The sequence below is a fragment of the Pantoea anthophila genome (genome assembly GCF_026104315.1).
Lineage (GTDB): Bacteria > Pseudomonadota > Gammaproteobacteria > Enterobacterales > Enterobacteriaceae > Pantoea > Pantoea anthophila.
In genome coordinates this window covers 1,085,698-1,104,162 of sequence record NZ_CP110473.1, presented here as the reverse complement: position 1 = coordinate 1,104,162, position 18,465 = coordinate 1,085,698, and the positions used below count along the sequence as shown (strand labels likewise).

The 18,465-nt window shown below is 56.6% G+C and carries 20 protein-coding genes; 7 read left to right on the top strand and 13 right to left on the bottom strand.

Features of this window, described 5'->3' with window-relative positions; translation table 11 throughout:
• Window positions 1–57 precede the first annotated feature (57 nt).
• Window positions 58–1,068, top strand: a complete 1,011-nt coding sequence (locus OJ965_RS07775) for a bile acid:sodium symporter family protein (RefSeq protein ID WP_009088858.1) — start codon at window positions 58–60, stop codon at window positions 1,066–1,068.
• Between the two features lie 28 nt (window positions 1,069–1,096).
• Here the strand turns inward: OJ965_RS07775 and OJ965_RS07770 are convergent, their stop codons facing one another.
• The 3 genes from OJ965_RS07770 to zipA form a co-directional block, all read right to left on the bottom strand.
• A complete protein-coding gene (locus OJ965_RS07770; RefSeq protein ID WP_265138695.1) occupies window positions 1,097–1,315 on the bottom strand; it encodes a DUF3820 family protein in 219 nt (72 codons plus the stop codon).
• Window position 1,316: 1 nt separating this feature from the next.
• Window positions 1,317–3,335 (bottom strand): NAD-dependent DNA ligase LigA, encoded by a 2,019-nt coding sequence (gene ligA / locus OJ965_RS07765; protein ID WP_009088853.1) that lies wholly within the window; start codon window positions 3,333–3,335, stop codon window positions 1,317–1,319.
• A 75-nt stretch (window positions 3,336–3,410) separates the two neighbouring features.
• A complete protein-coding gene (zipA, locus tag OJ965_RS07760; RefSeq protein WP_033736157.1) occupies window positions 3,411–4,424 on the bottom strand; it encodes a cell division protein ZipA in 1,014 nt (337 codons plus the stop codon).
• A 218-nt stretch (window positions 4,425–4,642) separates the two neighbouring features.
• Between zipA and cysZ the strand changes: the two genes are divergently transcribed.
• The 6 genes from cysZ to crr all read left to right on the top strand — a co-directional run bounded on the left by cysZ (window position 4,643) and on the right by crr (window position 9,597).
• Window positions 4,643–5,410 carry a sulfate transporter CysZ gene (cysZ, locus tag OJ965_RS07755; RefSeq protein ID WP_150028921.1) on the top strand — a complete coding sequence of 256 codons (768 nt, stop codon included), beginning with the start codon at window positions 4,643–4,645 and terminating at the stop codon, window positions 5,408–5,410.
• A 141-nt stretch (window positions 5,411–5,551) separates the two neighbouring features.
• Complete coding sequence (gene cysK / locus OJ965_RS07750) at window positions 5,552–6,520, top strand: cysteine synthase A (RefSeq protein ID WP_009088849.1); 969 nt, start codon at window positions 5,552–5,554, stop codon at window positions 6,518–6,520.
• A gap of 20 nt (window positions 6,521–6,540) precedes the next feature.
• Window positions 6,541–6,735 carry a hypothetical protein gene (locus OJ965_RS07745; protein WP_111207812.1) on the top strand — a complete coding sequence of 65 codons (195 nt, stop codon included), beginning with the start codon at window positions 6,541–6,543 and terminating at the stop codon, window positions 6,733–6,735.
• Window positions 6,736–6,907: 172 nt separating this feature from the next.
• Window positions 6,908–7,165 (top strand): phosphocarrier protein Hpr, encoded by a 258-nt coding sequence (gene ptsH, locus OJ965_RS07740; RefSeq protein WP_003848868.1) that lies wholly within the window; start codon window positions 6,908–6,910, stop codon window positions 7,163–7,165.
• Between the two features lie 161 nt (window positions 7,166–7,326).
• Window positions 7,327–9,054, top strand: coding sequence for a phosphoenolpyruvate-protein phosphotransferase PtsI (gene ptsI, locus OJ965_RS07735; protein ID WP_009088845.1), 1,728 nt, complete (start codon window positions 7,327–7,329; stop codon window positions 9,052–9,054).
• Window positions 9,055–9,096: 42 nt separating this feature from the next.
• Complete coding sequence (gene crr / locus OJ965_RS07730; RefSeq protein ID WP_009088842.1) at window positions 9,097–9,597, top strand: PTS glucose transporter subunit IIA; 501 nt, start codon at window positions 9,097–9,099, stop codon at window positions 9,595–9,597.
• A 62-nt stretch (window positions 9,598–9,659) separates the two neighbouring features.
• On the opposite strand, the gene OJ965_RS07725 is transcribed toward crr, so the two are convergent.
• The 10 genes from OJ965_RS07725 to OJ965_RS07680 form a co-directional block, all read right to left on the bottom strand.
• Window positions 9,660–10,991 (bottom strand): HAMP domain-containing sensor histidine kinase, encoded by a 1,332-nt coding sequence (locus OJ965_RS07725; RefSeq protein WP_265138679.1) that lies wholly within the window; start codon window positions 10,989–10,991, stop codon window positions 9,660–9,662.
• Entirely contained in the window at window positions 10,988–11,668 is a 681-nt protein-coding gene (locus tag OJ965_RS07720; protein ID WP_265138678.1) for a response regulator transcription factor, read from the bottom strand. Before OJ965_RS07720 ends, OJ965_RS07725 begins: the two co-directional genes overlap by 4 nt.
• A gap of 166 nt (window positions 11,669–11,834) precedes the next feature.
• Window positions 11,835–12,719 carry a cysteine synthase CysM gene (cysM, locus tag OJ965_RS07715; protein WP_009088839.1) on the bottom strand — a complete coding sequence of 295 codons (885 nt, stop codon included), beginning with the start codon at window positions 12,717–12,719 and terminating at the stop codon, window positions 11,835–11,837.
• An 81-nt stretch (window positions 12,720–12,800) separates the two neighbouring features.
• Window positions 12,801–13,889: a sulfate/thiosulfate ABC transporter ATP-binding protein CysA gene (gene cysA / locus OJ965_RS07710; RefSeq protein WP_140029689.1), complete on the bottom strand. Its 1,089-nt coding sequence runs from the start codon at window positions 13,887–13,889 to the stop codon at window positions 12,801–12,803.
• A complete protein-coding gene (cysW, locus tag OJ965_RS07705; protein ID WP_046102340.1) occupies window positions 13,879–14,754 on the bottom strand; it encodes a sulfate/thiosulfate ABC transporter permease CysW in 876 nt (291 codons plus the stop codon). Before cysW ends, cysA begins: the two co-directional genes overlap by 11 nt.
• Window positions 14,754–15,587, bottom strand: a complete 834-nt coding sequence (gene cysT, locus OJ965_RS07700; RefSeq protein ID WP_265138674.1) for a sulfate/thiosulfate ABC transporter permease CysT — start codon at window positions 15,585–15,587, stop codon at window positions 14,754–14,756. Before cysT ends, cysW begins: the two co-directional genes overlap by 1 nt.
• Window positions 15,587–16,603 (bottom strand): sulfate ABC transporter substrate-binding protein, encoded by a 1,017-nt coding sequence (locus tag OJ965_RS07695; protein WP_111207810.1) that lies wholly within the window; start codon window positions 16,601–16,603, stop codon window positions 15,587–15,589. Before OJ965_RS07695 ends, cysT begins: the two co-directional genes overlap by 1 nt.
• A 240-nt stretch (window positions 16,604–16,843) precedes the next feature.
• Window positions 16,844–17,461, bottom strand: a complete 618-nt coding sequence (locus tag OJ965_RS07690; protein WP_009088834.1) for an RpoE-regulated lipoprotein — start codon at window positions 17,459–17,461, stop codon at window positions 16,844–16,846.
• A gap of 64 nt (window positions 17,462–17,525) precedes the next feature.
• Complete coding sequence (locus OJ965_RS07685; protein WP_009088833.1) at window positions 17,526–17,993, bottom strand: DUF2919 domain-containing protein; 468 nt, start codon at window positions 17,991–17,993, stop codon at window positions 17,526–17,528.
• Window positions 17,983–18,408 carry a GNAT family acetyltransferase gene (locus OJ965_RS07680; protein ID WP_140029692.1) on the bottom strand — a complete coding sequence of 142 codons (426 nt, stop codon included), beginning with the start codon at window positions 18,406–18,408 and terminating at the stop codon, window positions 17,983–17,985. The genes OJ965_RS07685 and OJ965_RS07680 overlap by 11 nt, the downstream gene beginning before the upstream one ends.
• Window positions 18,409–18,465: the final 57 nt, after the last annotated feature.

The window sequence follows — 18,465 nt, the reverse complement described above, 5'->3', positions numbered from 1 at the left end:
TTTCTAAAAATGATTCCCGCACAATCGGCCTATTGAAAAATTTACCGGATTTTAACAATGGGATTTTTAAAACTTGATCCGATGATGGTTAAGCTCATCATCACCGTACTGCTGGCCACCTTCCTGCCTGCCAGAGGGATCTACGTCGATATCTTCAGCTACCTCGCCACCGCGGCTATCGCACTGCTGTTCTTTATGCACGGTGCCAAGCTGTCGCGGGAGAAGATCATTGCGGGAAGCAGCCACTGGCAGCTGCATCTCTGGATCATGTTCAGCACCTTTGTGCTCTTTCCGGCGCTGGGCATGCTGCTGGTCTGGTGGCATCCGGTTGATGTCGGTCCGGAAATTTATACCGGCTTTATCTATCTCTGTATCCTGCCTGCCACCGTGCAGTCCGCCATCGCATTTACCTCGATGGCCGGCGGTAACGTCGCCGCCGCCGTGTGCAGCGCCTCGGCATCCAGCCTGCTGGGGGTCTTCATCTCCCCGTTGCTGGTGAATGTGGTGATGGATATCCACAGCAGCGCGCCGACTGACGGTCTGGAGCAGATCGGTAAGATTATGCTGCAACTGATGGTGCCGTTCATACTGGGCCATCTTTCACGCCGCTGGATCGGCGGCTGGGTTGAAAAGCACCGCAGCCTGATTGGCAAAACTGACCAGACCTCGATTCTGCTGGTAGTCTACAGTGCCTTCAGTGAGGCGGTAGTGAACGGCATCTGGCATCGCGTGGGCGTGATTACCCTGCTCTGGATTGTGGCGGGCTCCATTCTGCTGCTGGCCACCGTGCTGATTATCAACCTGCTGGCTTCGCGCCTGTTCCGCTTCAAACGCGCCGATGAGATTGTGGTGCTGTTTTGTGGATCGAAGAAGAGTCTGGCGAATGGAGTACCCATGGCAAATATTCTGTTCCCGGCCAGTACCGTGGGGATTATCGTGCTGCCTCTGATGATCTTCCATCAGGTTCAGCTGATGGTCTGTTCGTTCATCGCCGGACGCTACAAGAAGAGCGGTGAGAAAAAGCAGGCTTCAGAGGTGAAAACCTCCGTGATGGAGTCGCAGAAATAGTCTGCATGGCCCGCCTGTGCGGGCCACGTTATTTCCGGGTCTGAAGCGGCTTCACCAGCCCCTCCAGACCTTCGATTTTTATCGTCAGCGTGAGCTGCATCAGGTCACCCAGCAGGCCGGAGGGGAAGTCGCCACTGCGGGCAAACCACAGCAGGTAGGGTTCAGGCAGATCGATCAGCATCCGCCCTTTATATTTCCCAAACGGCATCGCCGTGTTCGCTATCGCCACCAGCTGATGCTTATCCATCTCAGGCACCCAGCAGACGGATCATTTCAGCTTCATCGATCACCTCGATGCCCAGCTCCTGCGCTTTAGCCAGCTTGGAACCCGCCGCTTCACCGGCAATCAGCAGATCCGTTTTCTTCGACACGCTGCCGCTGACTTTAGCTCCCAGCGCGATCAGCTGCGCTTTGGCATCGTCGCGGTTCATCTGCGACAGCGAACCGGTCAGCACCACGGTTTTCCCGGCAAACGGACTGTCAATCTCTTCGGCTTTCACCACCACAACAGCTGGCCAGTGAACACCAATATCGTCCGTCAGCTGGCGGATGACCTCGCGGTTGCTCTCCTCTTCCATAAAGTTGCGAACGTGCGCGGCGACGACCTTACCCACATCCGGCACGGCAATCAGTGCCTCCAGATCGGCATCCATCACCTTCTGCAGCTCACCAAAGTGGTTTGCCAGATTGGCGGCGGTGGCTTCGCCCACTTCACGGATCCCCAGCGCATAGAGGAAACGCGCCAGCGTCGTCGACTTCGCTTTTTCCAGCGCATCCACCACGTTCTGCGCCGATTTTGGCCCCATGCGATCCAGCCCGGTCAGCTTACCCGCCGTGAGACGGAAGAGATCGGCGGGGGTCGAGACATACTCTTTCTCCACCAGCTGGTCGATAATCTTATCGCCCATGCCGTCGACATCGAGCGCCCGGCGCGAGACAAAATGCTTCAGCGCCTCTTTTCGCTGCGCGCCGCAAATCAGACCGCCGGTGCAGCGCGTGACCGATTCACCTTCGACCCGTTCCACCTCAGAACCACAGACCGGGCAGTGAGCAGGAAACACCACTTCACGCGTCTCTTCAGGACGTTCAGCGGTGACCACATTCACGACCTGCGGGATCACATCGCCTGCACGGCGAATCACGACCCGGTCCCCGATGCGCAGTCCCAGCCGCGCGATTTCATCGGCGTTGTGCAGCGTGGCGTTGCTGACAATCACACCCGCTACCTGCACCGGCTCCAGGCGGGCGACAGGAGTGATAGCCCCGGTCCGGCCAACCTGAAACTCGACATCCCGCACCCAGGTCAGCTGCTCCTGCGCCGGGAATTTAAAGGCTATCGCCCAGCGCGGCGCACGCGCCACAAAGCCCAGCTGTTCCTGCTGCGCCTGTGAATCGACTTTGATGACCACGCCATCGATATCAAATCCGAGACTGGGGCGCTGTTGCTCAACGTCGTGATAAAAAGCCAGTGCCTCTTCCGCATTATGCACCAGCTTAATGCGGTCGCTGACCGGCAGCCCCCAGGCTTTGAACTGCTGCAGGCGTGCCATGTGACTGTGCGGCATCTCGCCGCCTTCCAGCAGGCCGAAACCGTAGCAGAAGAAGGTCAGCGGACGTTTTGCGGTGATGCGCGGATCAAGCTGACGCAGCGAACCTGCCGCTGCGTTGCGCGGGTTAGCAAAGACTTTGCCGTCCGTGCGGCGCGCTTCCTCATTCAGCTTTTCGAAGCCGCGCTGCGTCATAAAGACTTCGCCACGCACTTCCAGCCGCGCCGGGATGTTGTCACCTTTAAGACGCAGCGGAATAGCGCGAATGGTGCGCACGTTGGCGGTAATATTCTCGCCGGTGGTGCCATCTCCCCGCGTGGCGGCCTGAACCAGTAGCCCGTTTTCATACATCAGGCTGACCGCTAAGCCATCGAGTTTAAGTTCACAGCAGTAGGTAATCTCTTCACTGCTTTTCAGCCGATCGCGCACCCGCTTGTTGAAGGCCATAAAGGTCGCTTCATCGAAGGCGTTATCCAGCGACAGCATCGGGACTTCATGGCGAACCTGTTCAAACACCGTCAGCGGCGCAGCGCCGACGCGCTGGGTTGGTGAGTCCGGCGTAATGAGATCGGGATGATCCGCTTCCAGCTGGCGCAGTTCACGCATCAGGCGATCATATTCGGCATCCGGCACTTCCGGTGCATCCATGACGTGATAGAGGTATTCGTGATGACGCAACGTAGTGCGCAGTTCGGTGATGTGATCCTGGACGGATTTCATAAAGCCCCATCAGATAAAAAACCCCCGACATGCGGGGGTTTGTTTTAACAGTTCAGATAGCGGTTTGCGCCGTGGTCAGACACCGACCACATCGCGAATACGCGCCTTGTAAGTTTCCAGCTTCTGCGGCGTCATCATGCGACGTTCATCATCCAGCACTACGCCGCCAACATCATCAGCGATGCGCTGTGCCGACTGCAGCATCAGCTTGAAGTTCTGATTCGCATCGCCATAGGAAGGCACCATCATAAAGATAGAGATACCCGGCGTGCTGAAATCTGTCATCAGGTCAGGGTTAAACGAGCCAGGCTTGACCATATTGGCCAGACTGAACAGGACCGGACCACTGCCTGCCGGACTGAGATGGCGATGGAAGATGTTCATCTCACCAAACTGGAAGCCCGCCTGAAGAATCCCCTGAAGGAGAGCCTCACCATTGAGTTCGCCACCCGAGTGTGCGGCAACGTGCAGAACCAGCACGGCTTCTTTCGGCTTCTCTGCCGGTGCGGCAGGTGCAGACGGCGGAACGGGAGTCGGTTCCGGCGCCTGAGTGATTTCAGGCTGCGGCTCGGGTTCAGCCTGGTACTGCGGTGCGGGCTGCACCGATTCCAGCGGGTCCAGATCCAGCAGCGGATCGGCCTGCACAGGCGGTGCGACAAAAGCAGGCGCAGGCTGTTGCTGCTGACGAGCCGGTTCCGGACGCGGCTGAGGAGCAGGCTGCGGTGCGGGGCTGAAAAGCGGATCGCTTTCCGGTTCGGCTTGCGGAGCAGGTCGTGGCGCAGGCTGACGAACAGGCTCAGCAGGCGCGGGCTTACGCGGCGCAACCGGCTGGGATTCGCGAATATCATCGAAACGCGGTTCCTGATGGTTGCTGCGCTCAGCGCGAACACGAACCTCGCCGACGCCATCATCTTCGTCGTCGATCAGGTCCGGTTCATCATGTTCATCACGTTGTTTCAGACGTTTGTGCGGGCGATCGCGGAACACTGACGAACGCTCTTTACGGCTGGTCCACAGTCCGTGAAGAAGGAGCGCTATTATGGCGATCGCGCCAACAACGATTAATATCAGACGCAAATCCTGCATCATTGTATTCTCTGTTGTTCCAATACCTTGCCACCGCGGCAAACTTTATCCTCTAACTGTATTTGCCCTGCTACACAAGTGCAAGTCTGTGCACTATTTTCTAACAAATAAGATAGGCAACCCACGCTTTTTCGCTGTTTTTTTACCCAAACGGCACCTGGCCTGGGGAAAAAGCCAGGTTATAGTGGGCCCGCCCTAATACCTTCAGGAGAATTGCCTATATGGCCCTTGAGAAGTCCGTCTCAGATTTTAACGGCATACACTACTTCAGCCAGGGCTGGAAACTGATGCGTCTGCCTGGCATTCGTCGCTTTGTGGTCATGCCGCTGCTGATCAACATTCTGATGCTGGGTGGCGCATTCATCTGGCTTTTCTATCGTCTGGGTGACTGGATCCCGCGGCTGATGGCCACGATTCCGGACTGGCTGCAGTGGCTCAGCTATCTGTTATGGCCACTGTCGGTGATTGCGATTGTGCTGGTCTTCAGCTACTTCTTTTCCACCCTCGCTAACCTTATCGCCGCACCGTTTTGCGGCCTGCTGGCCGAGCAGCTTGAGGGACGCCTGACCGGTAAACCGCTGCCTGACAGCGGCTGGGCGGGTCTGATCAAAGATGTGCCGCGCATCATGAAGCGCGAGCTGCAAAAGCTGGGCTACTACCTGCCACGTGCGGTGGGACTGCTGCTGCTCTACTTTATCCCGGGTTTCGGCCAGACGGTCGCGCCCGTACTGTGGTTCCTGTTCAGCGCCTGGATGCTCGCGATCCAGTATTGCGACTACCCCTTCGATAATCACAAAGTGCCTTTTCAGCAGATGCGTAACGCCCTGCGTCGGCATAAAACCGCCAATATGCAGTTTGGTGCGCTTACCAGTCTGTTTACCATGATCCCGGTGCTGAACCTGGTCATCATGCCAGTGGCCGTCTGCGGGGCCACAGCGATGTGGGTCGATCGCTACCGGCAGCAACTGGCGCGGCAGGAAGTGCGCTGAATATATCAGCGCGCCTTATGCTCTTTTTAACAAGGCTTATTGCCGGGTGACATATAGATATGCGATTTCTTTCCTTCCGCCCCCAGGCAGAACAGGTATGCTCATAGGGTTCCCAATAATTCATACAGTTAAGGACAGGCTATGAGTAAGATCTACGAAGACAACTCTTTGACAATTGGTCATACGCCATTGGTTCGACTGAACCGCATCGGTAACGGCCGCATCCTTGCGAAAGTTGAATCCCGTAACCCGAGCTTCAGCGTAAAATGCCGTATCGGTGCCAATATGATTTGGGACGCAGAGAAACGCGGTATTCTGAAACCGGGTATTGAACTGGTTGAACCGACCAGCGGCAATACCGGGATTGCCCTCGCCTATGTGGCCGCCGCGCGCGGTTATAAACTGACCCTGACCATGCCTGAGACGATGTCCGTTGAGCGTCGTAAACTGCTGAAAGCGCTGGGCGCGAATCTGGTTCTGACTGAAGGTGCCAAAGGCATGAAAGGGGCTATCGGCAAAGCTGAAGAGATTGTTGCAAGCGACCCGGATAAATATGTCCTGCTGCAGCAGTTCAGCAACCCGGCTAACCCGGAGATCCATGAAAAGACCACCGGCCCGGAAATCTGGGAAGATACCGACGGCGAAGTGGATGTCTTTATTGCTGGTGTCGGCACCGGCGGTACGCTGACCGGCGTGAGCCGCTACATCAAGAACACCAAAGGCAAAAAAGATCTGATCACCGTCGCGGTGGAACCAACCGATTCGCCGGTCATTGCTCAGGCCCTGGCAGGAGCGGAGATCAAGCCTGGCCCTCACAAAATTCAGGGGATCGGCGCAGGCTTTATTCCGGGCAACCTAGAGCTGAATCTGGTTGATCGGGTTGTGGCTATCACGAATGAGGAAGCGATCAGCACTGCGCGTCTGCTGATGGAGCAGGAAGGCATTCTGGCAGGTATCTCCTCCGGTGCTGCGGTCGCCGCCGCACTGAAGTTGCAGGAAGAGGAAACCTTCGCCAACAAGAATATCGTGGTGATTCTCCCCTCCTCAGGTGAACGCTATCTGAGTACCGCTTTGTTCGCCGATCTCTTTACAGAAAAAGAGCTGCAGTAGTCGGGGCAGAAAGTCTGAAAATGCCGCAAAAAGCACCCGCCCGGGTGCTTTTTTGTGGCGCAGATCTCACTTTCACCACCCGGCAGATTGATTTCAGTGACGCCGCTCTGGTATTTAGACTGCCAATTATTTCGATGCCTGAAATTAATCCGCGTTTGAAGTGGATCAAGCTGAATCGATTTACGGATTCAGTGAAACGGCGAATCACGGCATAATTAACCGGTGACGTGTAGAATCGGTTTTACGACGCAACGGAATGTCGATTTGACGCATGCGCGTCCTGGGTCAGCATGAAGCTATACCCGCGCACCGACACAGGCTAAAGTGAAGGCTCCAGGCTAGACTTTAGATCCATAACACTCATTCTGATAACGTTGGGGAAATAGAATGTTCCAGCAAGAAGTTACCATTACTGCACCAAACGGTCTGCATACTCGCCCAGCAGCGCAATTCGTTAAAGAAGCCAAAGCTTTCCAGTCAGAAATCACTGTGACCTCTAACGGTAAATCTGCCAGCGCCAAGAGCCTGTTCAAGCTGCAGACACTGGGTTTAACGCAGGGAACCGTTGTGACCCTGTCAGCAGAAGGCGAAGACGAACAGAAAGCAGTTGAGCATCTGGTCAAACTGATGGCTGAACTGGAGTAATCTCCGCTCAGCTCTCCAGCCAATCGACTCCTCTGCGCCATTGAGTGCAAACATCTTGATCGCGGACAATCTGTCCGCGTTATTGCTTTCGTAGAGTACGTGTCCCGCGACAATGGCACCGCAAAGAGTCCCATCAGCCATCGTGATTAAAAGGTAGCGTTATGATTTCAGGCATTTTAGCATCACCAGGTATCGCTTTCGGCAAAGCACTGCTGCTGAAAGAAGACGAGATCGTCATCAACCGTAAAAAAATTTCTGATGACCAGGTTGAGCAGGAAGTTCAGCGCTTCCTCGATGGTCGCGGTAAAGCGGCACAGCAACTGGAAGCGATTCGCGTCAAAGCGGGTGAAACCCTCGGTGAAGAGAAAGCTGCGATCTTCGAAGGCCACATTATGTTGCTGGAAGATGAAGAGCTGGAGCAGGAAATCATCGACCTGATCAAAAAAGATCACGCCTCTGCCGATGCTGCTGTCGACTCGGTTATCGATGGTCAGGCGAAAGCGCTGGAAGAGTTAGATGATGAGTATCTGAAAGAGCGTGCGGCTGACGTGCGCGACATCGGTAAGCGTCTGCTGCAAAACATCCTCGGTCTGCATATCGTTGACCTGAGCGCCATTCCGGATGAATCCATTCTGGTAGCCAAAGATTTAACGCCGTCAGAAACCGCACAGCTGAACCTGAAAAAGGTGCTGGGCTTTATTACCGATCTGGGTGGCCGTACCTCACATACCTCAATCATGGCGCGCTCGCTGGAGATCCCAGCCATTGTCGGCACCGGCAATGTCACCGTCACGGTTAAAAACGGCGACTTCCTGATTCTGGATGGTGTGAACAACGCGATTCACGTCAATCCTTCTGACGCCGTTCAGGAAGAGCTGAAAGCCGTACAGAACCAGTATCTGTCGGAAAAACACGAATTAGCCAAGCTGAAAGACCTGCCTGCGGTCACGCTGGATGGTCATCAGGTTGAAGTCTGCGCCAACATCGGCACCGTGCGCGACGTCGCCGGCGCAGAGCGCAACGGCGCAGAAGGCGTGGGTCTTTACCGCACCGAATTCCTGTTCATGGACCGCGATGCGCTGCCGACCGAAGAAGAGCAGTTCCAGGCGTATAAAGCCGTCGCTGAAGCCATGGGTTCACAGGCCGTTATCGTCCGTACCATGGATATCGGCGGTGACAAAGATCTGCCTTACATGAACCTGCCGAAAGAGGAAAACCCTTTCCTCGGCTGGCGCGCTATCCGTATCGCCATGGACCGCAAAGAGATTCTGCATGCGCAGCTGCGTGCTATCCTGCGCGCCTCCTCCTTCGGCAAACTGCGCATTATGTTCCCGATGATCATTTCCGTTGAAGAAGTGCGTTCGCTGAAAGCGGAACTGGAACTGCTGAAAGCGCAGCTGCGTGAAGAAGGCAAAGCGTTCGACGAGTCCATCGAAGTCGGTATTATGGTGGAAACCCCGGCGTCAGCGGTGATTGCACGTCATCTGGCGAAAGAAGTCGACTTCTTCAGTATTGGGACAAACGACCTGACGCAGTATACTCTGGCGGTCGATCGTGGTAACGATTTGATTTCGCACCTGTACAATCCAATGACGCCGTCTGTGCTTAACTTAATTAAGCAAGTCATTGATGCATCTCACGCTGAAGGTAAATGGACCGGCATGTGTGGTGAGCTGGCAGGTGATGAACGTGCTACACTACTGTTACTGGGAATGGGGCTGGACGAGTTCAGCATGAGTGCCATTTCTATCCCTGGCATCAAGAAAATCATTCGTAATACTAATTTTGAAGATGCGAAGGCATTGGCAGAGCAGGCACTGGCTCAACCGACAGCGGAAGATTTAATGAACCTGGTGAACAAGTTCATTAAAGAAAAAACGCTCTGCTAATCTGCATGATGCTGGCCCCAAATTACTGCTTAGGAGAAGATCATGGGTTTGTTTTCTAAACTTTTTGGCGAAAAAACGGATAGCGCTGGGACAATCGATATCGTAGCGCCTCTGTCAGGCGAAATTGTGAATATTGAAGACGTACCAGATGTGGTGTTTGCAGAAAAAATCGTGGGCGACGGTATCGCGATCAAACCGACTGGCAACAAAATGGTTGCGCCGGTGGATGGCACTATCGGTAAGATTTTTGAAACCAACCATGCTTTTTCAATCGAATCGGACAACGGCATCGAGCTGTTCGTGCATTTCGGTATCGATACGGTTGAACTGAAAGGTGAAGGTTTCAAACGCATCGCTGAAGAAGGCCAGAAGGTCAAAAAAGGCGACGTCGTTATCGAGTTCGATCTGCCATTGCTGGAAGAGAAAGCAAAATCAACCCTGACTCCGGTTGTTATCTCCAACATGGATGAAATCAAGGAACTGATTAAGCTCTCTGGCCAGGTCACCGTCGGCGAAACGCCGGTGATTCGCATCAGAAAATAAGGCTTTGTTCCTGCTCTGACGGCACCTTCGGGTGCCGTTTTCGTTTCTGCTCTCCGCGCTTTTCAGGATGGCCAGTGCGGCAGTCGCAGCGTCAGTTCCAGCCCTCCTTCCGGCCGGTTCCGTGCCTCGACTTCACCCTGATGCGCCAGCACCACTTTGCGGACGATCGCCAGCCCAAGGCCATAGCCCTTTCCCATCAGCGGTGAGTTGACCCGCACAAACGGGTCAAAGATGCTGGAGAGTTTCTCTTCATCGACACCCGGCCCCTGATCGCGCACCTGAATTTCCAGCCACTGCTGCGCGGTGCGCAGTTCAACCTCGATCCGCTGGCCTGGCAGGGAAAAGCGCAGCGCGTTGCGTAACACATTCTCGGTGGCGCGCCGTATCAGTTCGGCATTGCCACGCACGGTGTAGTCGGCCCGATCGTCCACCTGAAACGCCACCTGCACGCCGGGGAGCTGCGCTTCATAGCGGACATCGGTGATCACCGCCTCCAGCAGGCCGGTGAGGTCAAAGTACTGCTCATCCGGAATACTTTCATGCTCAGCCCGCGACAGCGTCAGCAGTTCACCGATCATCTTATCCAGCCGGCGCGCCTCTTCGTCGATACGATCGAGCGAACTGTGCACATTTTCAGGCGTCTGTCGGGCCAGCCCGGTCGCCAGCTGCAGGCGCGCCAGCGGTGAACGCAGCTCGTGTGAGATATCGTGCAGCAGCTCTTCGCGCGCACGGACCAGGGTCTCCAGCCGCTCAGCCATGGTATCGAAGGCCCGGGCGACATCAGAAATCTCATCATGCCGTTTACGCATCACCGGAAAAAGCCGTACGCTTAAATCGCCCTCTGCGACCCGGGAGAACCCTTCGCGCAGCTGACGCATGGGTCGCGTCAGATTCCAGGCAAGCAGCAGGCTGAAGAGCAATCCCACCGAACCGGCGAAGACAAACATCGGTTCAGGGATATTGAGGAATTTGCGCGGCATGCTGTTCATCATGCTCTCTTTTCGCATGCCATCGATGTCATAGCGCAGCTGATACCCTTTTCCATCGGCGCCGCGCACCCAGCGTTCACTTTCGGCGGGCCGATGCGCCTCCCCATCCGGGTTAGCCTGTGCGGGCGACGGTTGCGCCTGTGGCAGGATGTGGAAAAACTGCCGGTCACGTTTGTCCCAGCCCGACAGCATCGCGTTCAGCGCCTCAGGCCCGTTCTGCGCCAGCACCGTCGCCGCCGAGGTGAGTTGCAGATCGGCCACGCGGCGGACCGCCACCAGTTCAGGCGGCTCGTGTCGTCTACCGGAGAGCGAAAAGCCGAGCCAGATAAGCTGACTGATGATGACAAAGACGATCCAGAAGCCGATAAAGATCTTCCAGAACAGGCGTCCACGGTAGTGCCTCATCGAATGCGATAACCGATACTGCGAACGGTTTCGATCGTGATGCTGTCAGCGGTTAAGGCACTGAGCTTCTGACGGATGTTGCTGATATGCACATCGACGCTGCGATCATACGCCTCGCGCGGGCGACCAAGTCCCTTCTCCGACAGCTCATCTTTTGAGACCACCCTGTCCGGGGCGCGCATCAGCAGTTCCAGCAGATTAAATTCCGAGGCGGTGAGATCGAAGGCTTTCTCCTGCCATTCACTGATACGGGTGGCGGGATTGAGGGTCAGCACCCCCCAGCGCAGCGGCTCCTGGCTATCCGGCTGCGGGGCCTGCTCTTCGAAACGCCGCAGCACCGCCCGCAGACGCGCCACCAGCTCGCGCGGATAGCAGGGCTTGGGCATATAGTCATCGGCCCCCATCTCCAGACCGATTACGCGGTCAATGTTATCGCCTTTGGCGGTCAGCATAATCACTGGTATGCGGCTGTTCTGACGCACCTGGCGCAGAACGTCAATGCCACTCATGTCGGGCAGCATGATGTCCAGGATCATCGCGGTGAACTGGCCGGAGAGCGCGCCCTGAATCCCGGCGCTGCCGGTCAGCACCAGCTGAGCATCGAAGCCTTCCGCAATCAGGTACTGGCTTAACATCGTGCCGAGCTCTACATCATCATCAACAAGCAGAATTTTCATGGTCATTTCTCCGGAGAACGGGCGCTATTTTCACCTGTGCGGCCGATCGGCGCAGCCTGATTTACGTGATCCTTACAGATTCACACTCGCTGGCACAGTAAACCGGGCAAAAAAAAGGCCTGTGGGCAGCAGACGCTTCACAGGCCAGGTTTCGCATCCACAGCGGTTACGCGTGATAGAGACCGGTCGAGAGATAACGATCGCCGCGATCGCAGGCGATCGCCACCACCACGCTTCCCGGATTTGCCTCGGCGATGCGCAGTGCACCCGCCACCGCGCCGCCTGAACTGACGCCACAGAAGATGCCCTCACGGCGTGCCAGTGCCCGCATGGTCTCCTCCGCTTCCTTCTGCGTCATATCGATGACGTCATCCACCAGATTGGGACGGTAGATCCCCGGCAGATAGGCCAGTGGCCAGCGACGGATGCCCGGAATGCTGCTGCCCTCGCTGGGCTGTAAGCCAATGACCTGCACGCCGGTGTTGTGCTCTTTCAGGTAGCGTCCCACGCCGGTGATCGTGCCGGTGGTGCCCATACTGGAGACAAAATGGGTCATACGCTGATTCGACTGCTGCCACAGCTCCGGGCCGGTGGTCTGATAGTGGCCCAGCGGGTTATCGGGATTGTTGAACTGATCCAGCACCCGGCCCTCGCCGCGTGCCGCCATCGCCTGCGCCAGATCGCGCGCCCCTTCCATTCCCTGCTCGCGCGGCACCAGTATCAGCTCTGCGCCATAGGCACGCATCGCATCCTGCCGCTCCTGACTCATGTTGTCCGGCATCAGCAGGCGCATACGATAGCCTTTCATCGCGGCGATCATCGCCAGCGCAATGCCGGTGTTGCCACTGGTGGCTTCGATCAGCTGATCGCCGGGCGTGATATCTCCGCGCAGCTCCGCCTGATTGATCATCGACCAGGCCGCACGATCCTTGACCGAACCCGCCGGATTGTTGCCTTCCAGCTTAAGCCAGACCTCACTGCCGTTAGCGGGCGTCAGGCGCTGTAACCTGACCAGCGGGGTATTGCCGATGGTATTTTCGAGAGTCGTCACGGTAAGGTTCCTGGCTTAATGCAAACAGAAGGCAAAAAAAAGGCGGGAGTCACACTCCCGCCCGGTGTTGATCAGAAAATATCAGGCGCTCTGGGCAAAGGCAACAGCGCGCAGCGGGGTATCCCCCTTATAGAGACGCGCCTGCTGCAGGCCAACAAACAGGCGTTCGCCACGAATCGGGGCGGTCTGTTCACCTTCAAATACCAGCGAAAACGGCTCGCTCTGCCAGCCAGCGGGCTGCACCACCAGCTGCCAGAAGTGTCCACGCGGACTCACTTCCAGCACCTGCACCGGCAGCGGGGTTTCCAGGCTGCTGTGGCGGGACACATCGATTTCCCACGGACGCAGGAACAGCTCAACCGGGCCCTGATGTGCCGAGGTATACCCCAGCGGCCAGTGATGCGCGCCGACATGGAACTGCGACCCGTGGATCTCACCATCAAAGCGATTCACTTCACCCAGGAACTCCAGCACAAAGCGGGTTGCCGGATCGCGCCACACGTCATCTGGCGTGCCGACCTGCTCGATATTACCCTGGCTCATCACCACCACGCGGTCTGCCACTTCCATCGCCTCTTCCTGGTCGTGGGTCACAAACACGCTGGTAAATTTCAGCTCTTCATGCAGCTGACGCAGCCAGCGACGCAGCTCTTTACGCACCTGCGCATCGAGCGCGCCAAAAGGTTCATCCAGCAGCAGGATTTGCGGTTCTACCGCTAACGCACGCGCCAGCGCCACACGCTGTTTCTGCCCGCCCGACAGCTGAGCCGGGAAGCGGTTCGCCAGATGGGCCAGCTGCACCATCTCCAGCAGACGGGTAACACGCTGTTTGATCTCGGCCGCAGAAGGACGTTCCCGACGCGGCAGTACCGTCAGGCCAAAGGCGATGTTGTCGAACACCGTCATATGGCGGAACAGCGCATAGTGCTGAAAAACAAATCCAACCTGACGATCGCGCGCATGCAGACGGCTCACATCGTTGCCATGAAAACGGATCTGGCCGCTGTTCTGATGCTCCAGCCCGGCAATAATGCGCAGCAGCGTGGTTTTACCGGAGCCGGATGGGCCAAGCAGCGCCACCATTTCACCCGAGGCAATATCCAGAGAGATATCGTTCAGCACCGAGGTGCGACCAAAGGATTTGTTGATCTTGTTAATCTCAATGCTCATGATTTCCCTCCTGTTGCAGGTGCTTGTGCTGTTGCTCCAGACGCCACTGCACAATACTTTTCAGAAACAACGTTACAATGGCCATCAGGGTCAGCAGCGCGGCAGCGGTGAAGGCGCCGACCGTATTGTAATCCTGATGCAATAATTCAACCTGAAGCGGCAGCGTATAGGTCTCACCGCGAATCGATCCCGATACCACCGAGACCGCACCAAATTCACCAATCGCACGGGCGTTGGTCAGCACGATGCCATACAGCAGCGCCCAGCGAATGTTCGGCAATGTCACACGACGGAACATCTGCCAGCCTGAAGCGCCCAGCAGCACCGCCGCTTCATCTTCGTGACTGCCCTGGCTCAGCATCACCGGCACCAGTTCGCGCACCACAAACGGACAGGTCACAAACACGGTCGCCAGCACCATGCCCGGCCAGGCGAACATAACCTGGATGTTATGCGCATCCAGCCAGCCGCCCGCCGGACCGTTGACGCCCCAGAACAGCAGATACATCAGACCGGCCACCACCGGCGACACGGCAAACGGAATATCAAACAGGGTCAGCAGCAGCTGACGCCCCGGAAAGGTAAAGCGGGTCACCAGCCAGGCGAGCAGCGTGCCGAACACCAGGTTAACCGGAACGGTGATCAGCGCCACCATCACCGTCAGCCAGATGGCGTGCAGCATATCGGGGTCAGCCAGGTTGCTCAGGGAGACCAGCAGCCCCTGATTCAGCGCCTCCCAGAAGATGGAGACCATCGGCACCAGCAGCAGCAGAATCGAGAGCAGCGCGCCGATACCAATCAGCAGCCATTTGCCCCAGTTCACCGGCTGACGATCCGCATGATTCAGTTGTGAGACCTCAGCCATTAGTGACCTCCCAGTCGACGGCCAAAGCGGCTCTGTAAGGTGTTAATCGCAAATAACAGGATAAGCGAGGCGGCCAGGATCACCGAGGCGATGGCGCTGGCGGCCGGATAGTCAAACTCCTGCAACCGGACAAAAATCATCAGCGAGGTCACTTCCGTTTTCCAGGCGATGTTACCGGCAATAAAGATCACCGCACCAAACTCACCCAGGCTGCGGGTAAAGGAGAGCGCCGTGCCCGCCAGCAGCGCCGGGGCGACTTCCGGTAACACAACCCGACGGAAGCTCTGCCACGGTGTGGCACCCAGCGTTTCAGCGGCTTCTTCATACTCCGGGCCTAACTCCTCCAGCACCGGCTGTACCGTGCGCACCACAAACGGGATGCTGGTGAAGGCCATGGCGATGGCGATGCCGATCCAGGTGTAGGAGATTTTGATATCGAAATGAGCAAACCACTGTCCATACCAGCCGTTGACCGAAAAGAGTCCGGCCAGTGTCAGGCCCGCGACGGCGGTCGGCAGTGCAAACGGCAGATCCATCAGGCCATCCAGCAGCGTGCGGCCAGGGAAGCGGTAGCGGGTCAGGATCCACGCCATCAGCATGCCGAACACCGCATTAAACAGCGAGGCGACACCGGCGGAGAGCAGCGTAACCTTGTAGGCCGCAACCAGCTGCGGGTTGGTCACCACATCCCAGTACTGCTGAAGGGTCATCTGTGACAGCTGCATGATCACGGCGCTGATGGGCAGCAGCAGAATCAGACAGGTAAAAAGCAGGCTGGTGCCCAGGCTCAGTCCAAAGCCGGGCAACACGCGTTTATCACTTGCTGCAAACATTATCCACGCCCCGCCGCTAACAATTTATCCAGCTCACCGCCGCTGGCGAAATGCGTTTTCATCACGTTGTCCCAGCCGCCAAAGGCCTCTTCAACCCGGAACAGGCTGGTCTGCGGGAAGCGATCTTTCTGCTCTGCCATCAGCTGCGGATTGTTCACGCGATAGTAGTAGTGCGTAATAATCGTCTGCGCTTCCGGTGTGTAGAGGTAGTGGAGATAGGCGCTGGCCGCATCCGCGGTGTGGTTACCGGCAACGTTTTTATCTACCCACGCCACCGGGAACTCCGCCAGAATGTTGGTTTTCGGCACGATCACCTCATACTCATCTTTGCCGTACTGGTTGCGGATATTGTTTACTTCCGACTCAAAGCTAATCAGTACGTCGCCCAGACCGCGCTCAGCGAAGGTCGTGGTCGCACCACGGCCCCCGGTATCGAAAACTTCAACGTTTTTCAGAAACTGCGTCATAAAGGCACGGGTTTTAGCCTGATCGTTACCGTCCGCTTTATCAGCAGCCCCCCAGGCGGCCAGATAGGTATAGCGACCATTGCCGGACGTTTTCGGGTTAGGGAAAATCAGCTTCACATCGTTACGGGTCAAATCTGACCAGTCATGAATCTGCTTTGGGTTTCCTTTGCGCACCAGAAACGCCATGGTGGAATAGAACGGTGAACTGTTATTCGGCAGACGGCTTTTCCAGTCTGCGGCAATCAGGTTGCCTTTATCATGCAGGACCTGCACATCTGTCACCTGGTTGTAAGTGACAACATCGGCGCGCAGTCCCTGCAGGATAGCCAGCGCCTGTTTAGATGAACCGGCATGGGACATTTTGATGGTCAGCGGGTCGGCAGGATGGCTGGCATCCCACTGTTTAACAAAAGGGGCATTCAGGGCAACAAACAGCTCCCGGGACACATCGTAAGAGCTGTTAAGAAGTTCAGTGGCATTGGCTGCGCCAGCAAGGCTCAGCGACAACGCGATACCGCTCACGACTTTTTTCATCGCTTGTAATGTCATTTGGCACCCTGAAAAAATTTGATGCGGATCTCACCCGCTGAAACATCAGTTTATTTATAACTCAGGGAAAACCAGTAACGGTTTTATATATCGTTTGATGATTTCAAAGTCGAAAAAAGCATAAGACAGCGGCAGAGTTTATGCAGAAATCAGCAAAAGCCGCAGAGAGGATAACCCCCGCTGAGCACCAGCCTGCGGGGGTAACCAGGCGCGTCAGCGCATGGCGTTTAGCAGGCAGTGTTAACGCTGCCAGACGATTTTGCTGAGTTTCCAGGTTTTCAGCGTGTCATCGGAAGGCATCAGCCCTTCCGGTCCATGCCAGTCGCCATGGTAGAGATAGGTGAGATGCTGACTGCCGGGGGCCCGGCATGCTACGTCTCGCGCATCCGTTCCGCTGGCCAGGGTGCAGTTGCTGAAGGCTTTGGTGAACTTATTGCTGAAAGCATCGCCTACTTTACTGCCGTCGCTGCTGGCAATCTGGCTGTCCATCACCTCAATGCGTTCAACCTGCGACTGCCCGTAAATCACCAGCTTCACCTTGTCGTCATCCAGCGCCTGCCAGAACGCAACCACCTGACCGTTTTCGCCACGCATGCCCTGACGCAGGGTGTAATCCCCGTTCAGGCCGGCTTTAATCGCCTCCTCTTTCATGGCCGTCGAGGCGGTCAGTCCGCCTACGCCCTGCTCCGTCGCGGTGAGCGATGAACCGAACCAGTTCCACGGCAGCGCCGAGGACCAGTGATACGTCAGCGGATTCCACCAGCTGGCCTGCTGGCTGCTGTCAGTGCCGGAACCCGAACTGGCACAGCCGCTCAGTGCAACGGCGGCGATCAGTAGCGTGGAACGAACAGCTTTCATGAGAACTCCTGTAAATACGATGCCGGAAGGCGGAACTGATTGGAGTCGCAAAGCGCCAAAAAGTTTATTTAAGATGATGTTCAGGCAGAAAGCAGTCGCGGCAGCGACGGTCAGTCTGCAGCCAGATGAGAGCCAGCAGGTCAAACAGCGTCAGCAACAGGGGCAGTGGCGAACTGAGCAGATCACCCTGCACAAACTGCAGCCCCTGCCAGATAAGATTCACTAAAAACGACAGCGACAGCACGCTGCGCCAGTGCTGCCAGAGTCGCGGCAGCCGCAGCCGGTAACCGGTCAGCAGCAGACCTGCCAGCGCCGGTAATCCCAGGGCAAGACCGATCCAGAACGCCTGGCGATCCGGATAGAAGAGCGCCAGCAGATCGTTACCCTGCTGCCGTGACGCCCCGGCCATCACCAGCAGTAGCCAGGTGCGCGCCTGCAGTAACAGGATCAGCCAAAAAAGAAACGGCAGCCGCAGCTGCCCTCTGGCGTCATAGTGGTCCGGCTGATAGTCAGGGGACGGCTTAGTATTCACGATCTTCGATCAGACGTTTGCCAAACAGCAGCACATCGACCGGCTCATAATCGAGCTTCTCGTAAAAGGCCACCACCTGATCGTTCTCTTCGCGGATCATCAGATGCAGCTTCGGACAGCCGCGAGCGATGAGCTTCTTCTCCAGACGATTCATCAGCGCATTCGCAAAACCGCGTCCCTGATAGTCAGGATGCACCGCCAGATAATAGGCCGCACCGCGATGACCATCGTAGCCTCCCATCAGGGTGCCGACGACCACGCCGCCGACTTCAGCAACCAGAAAGAGATCGGGGTCGTGATGCATTTTGCGTTCGATATCCAGCTCCGGATCGTTCCATGGCCGTAACAAATCGCAACGTTCCCATAAGGTGATCACTTCTTCAAAATCTTCCTGGCGGAAGGCGCGGATTTCCATCTTCTTCACCTGCAATTAAGCACAATTTGCTGATTATCACGCATTCTCTGCCGCACG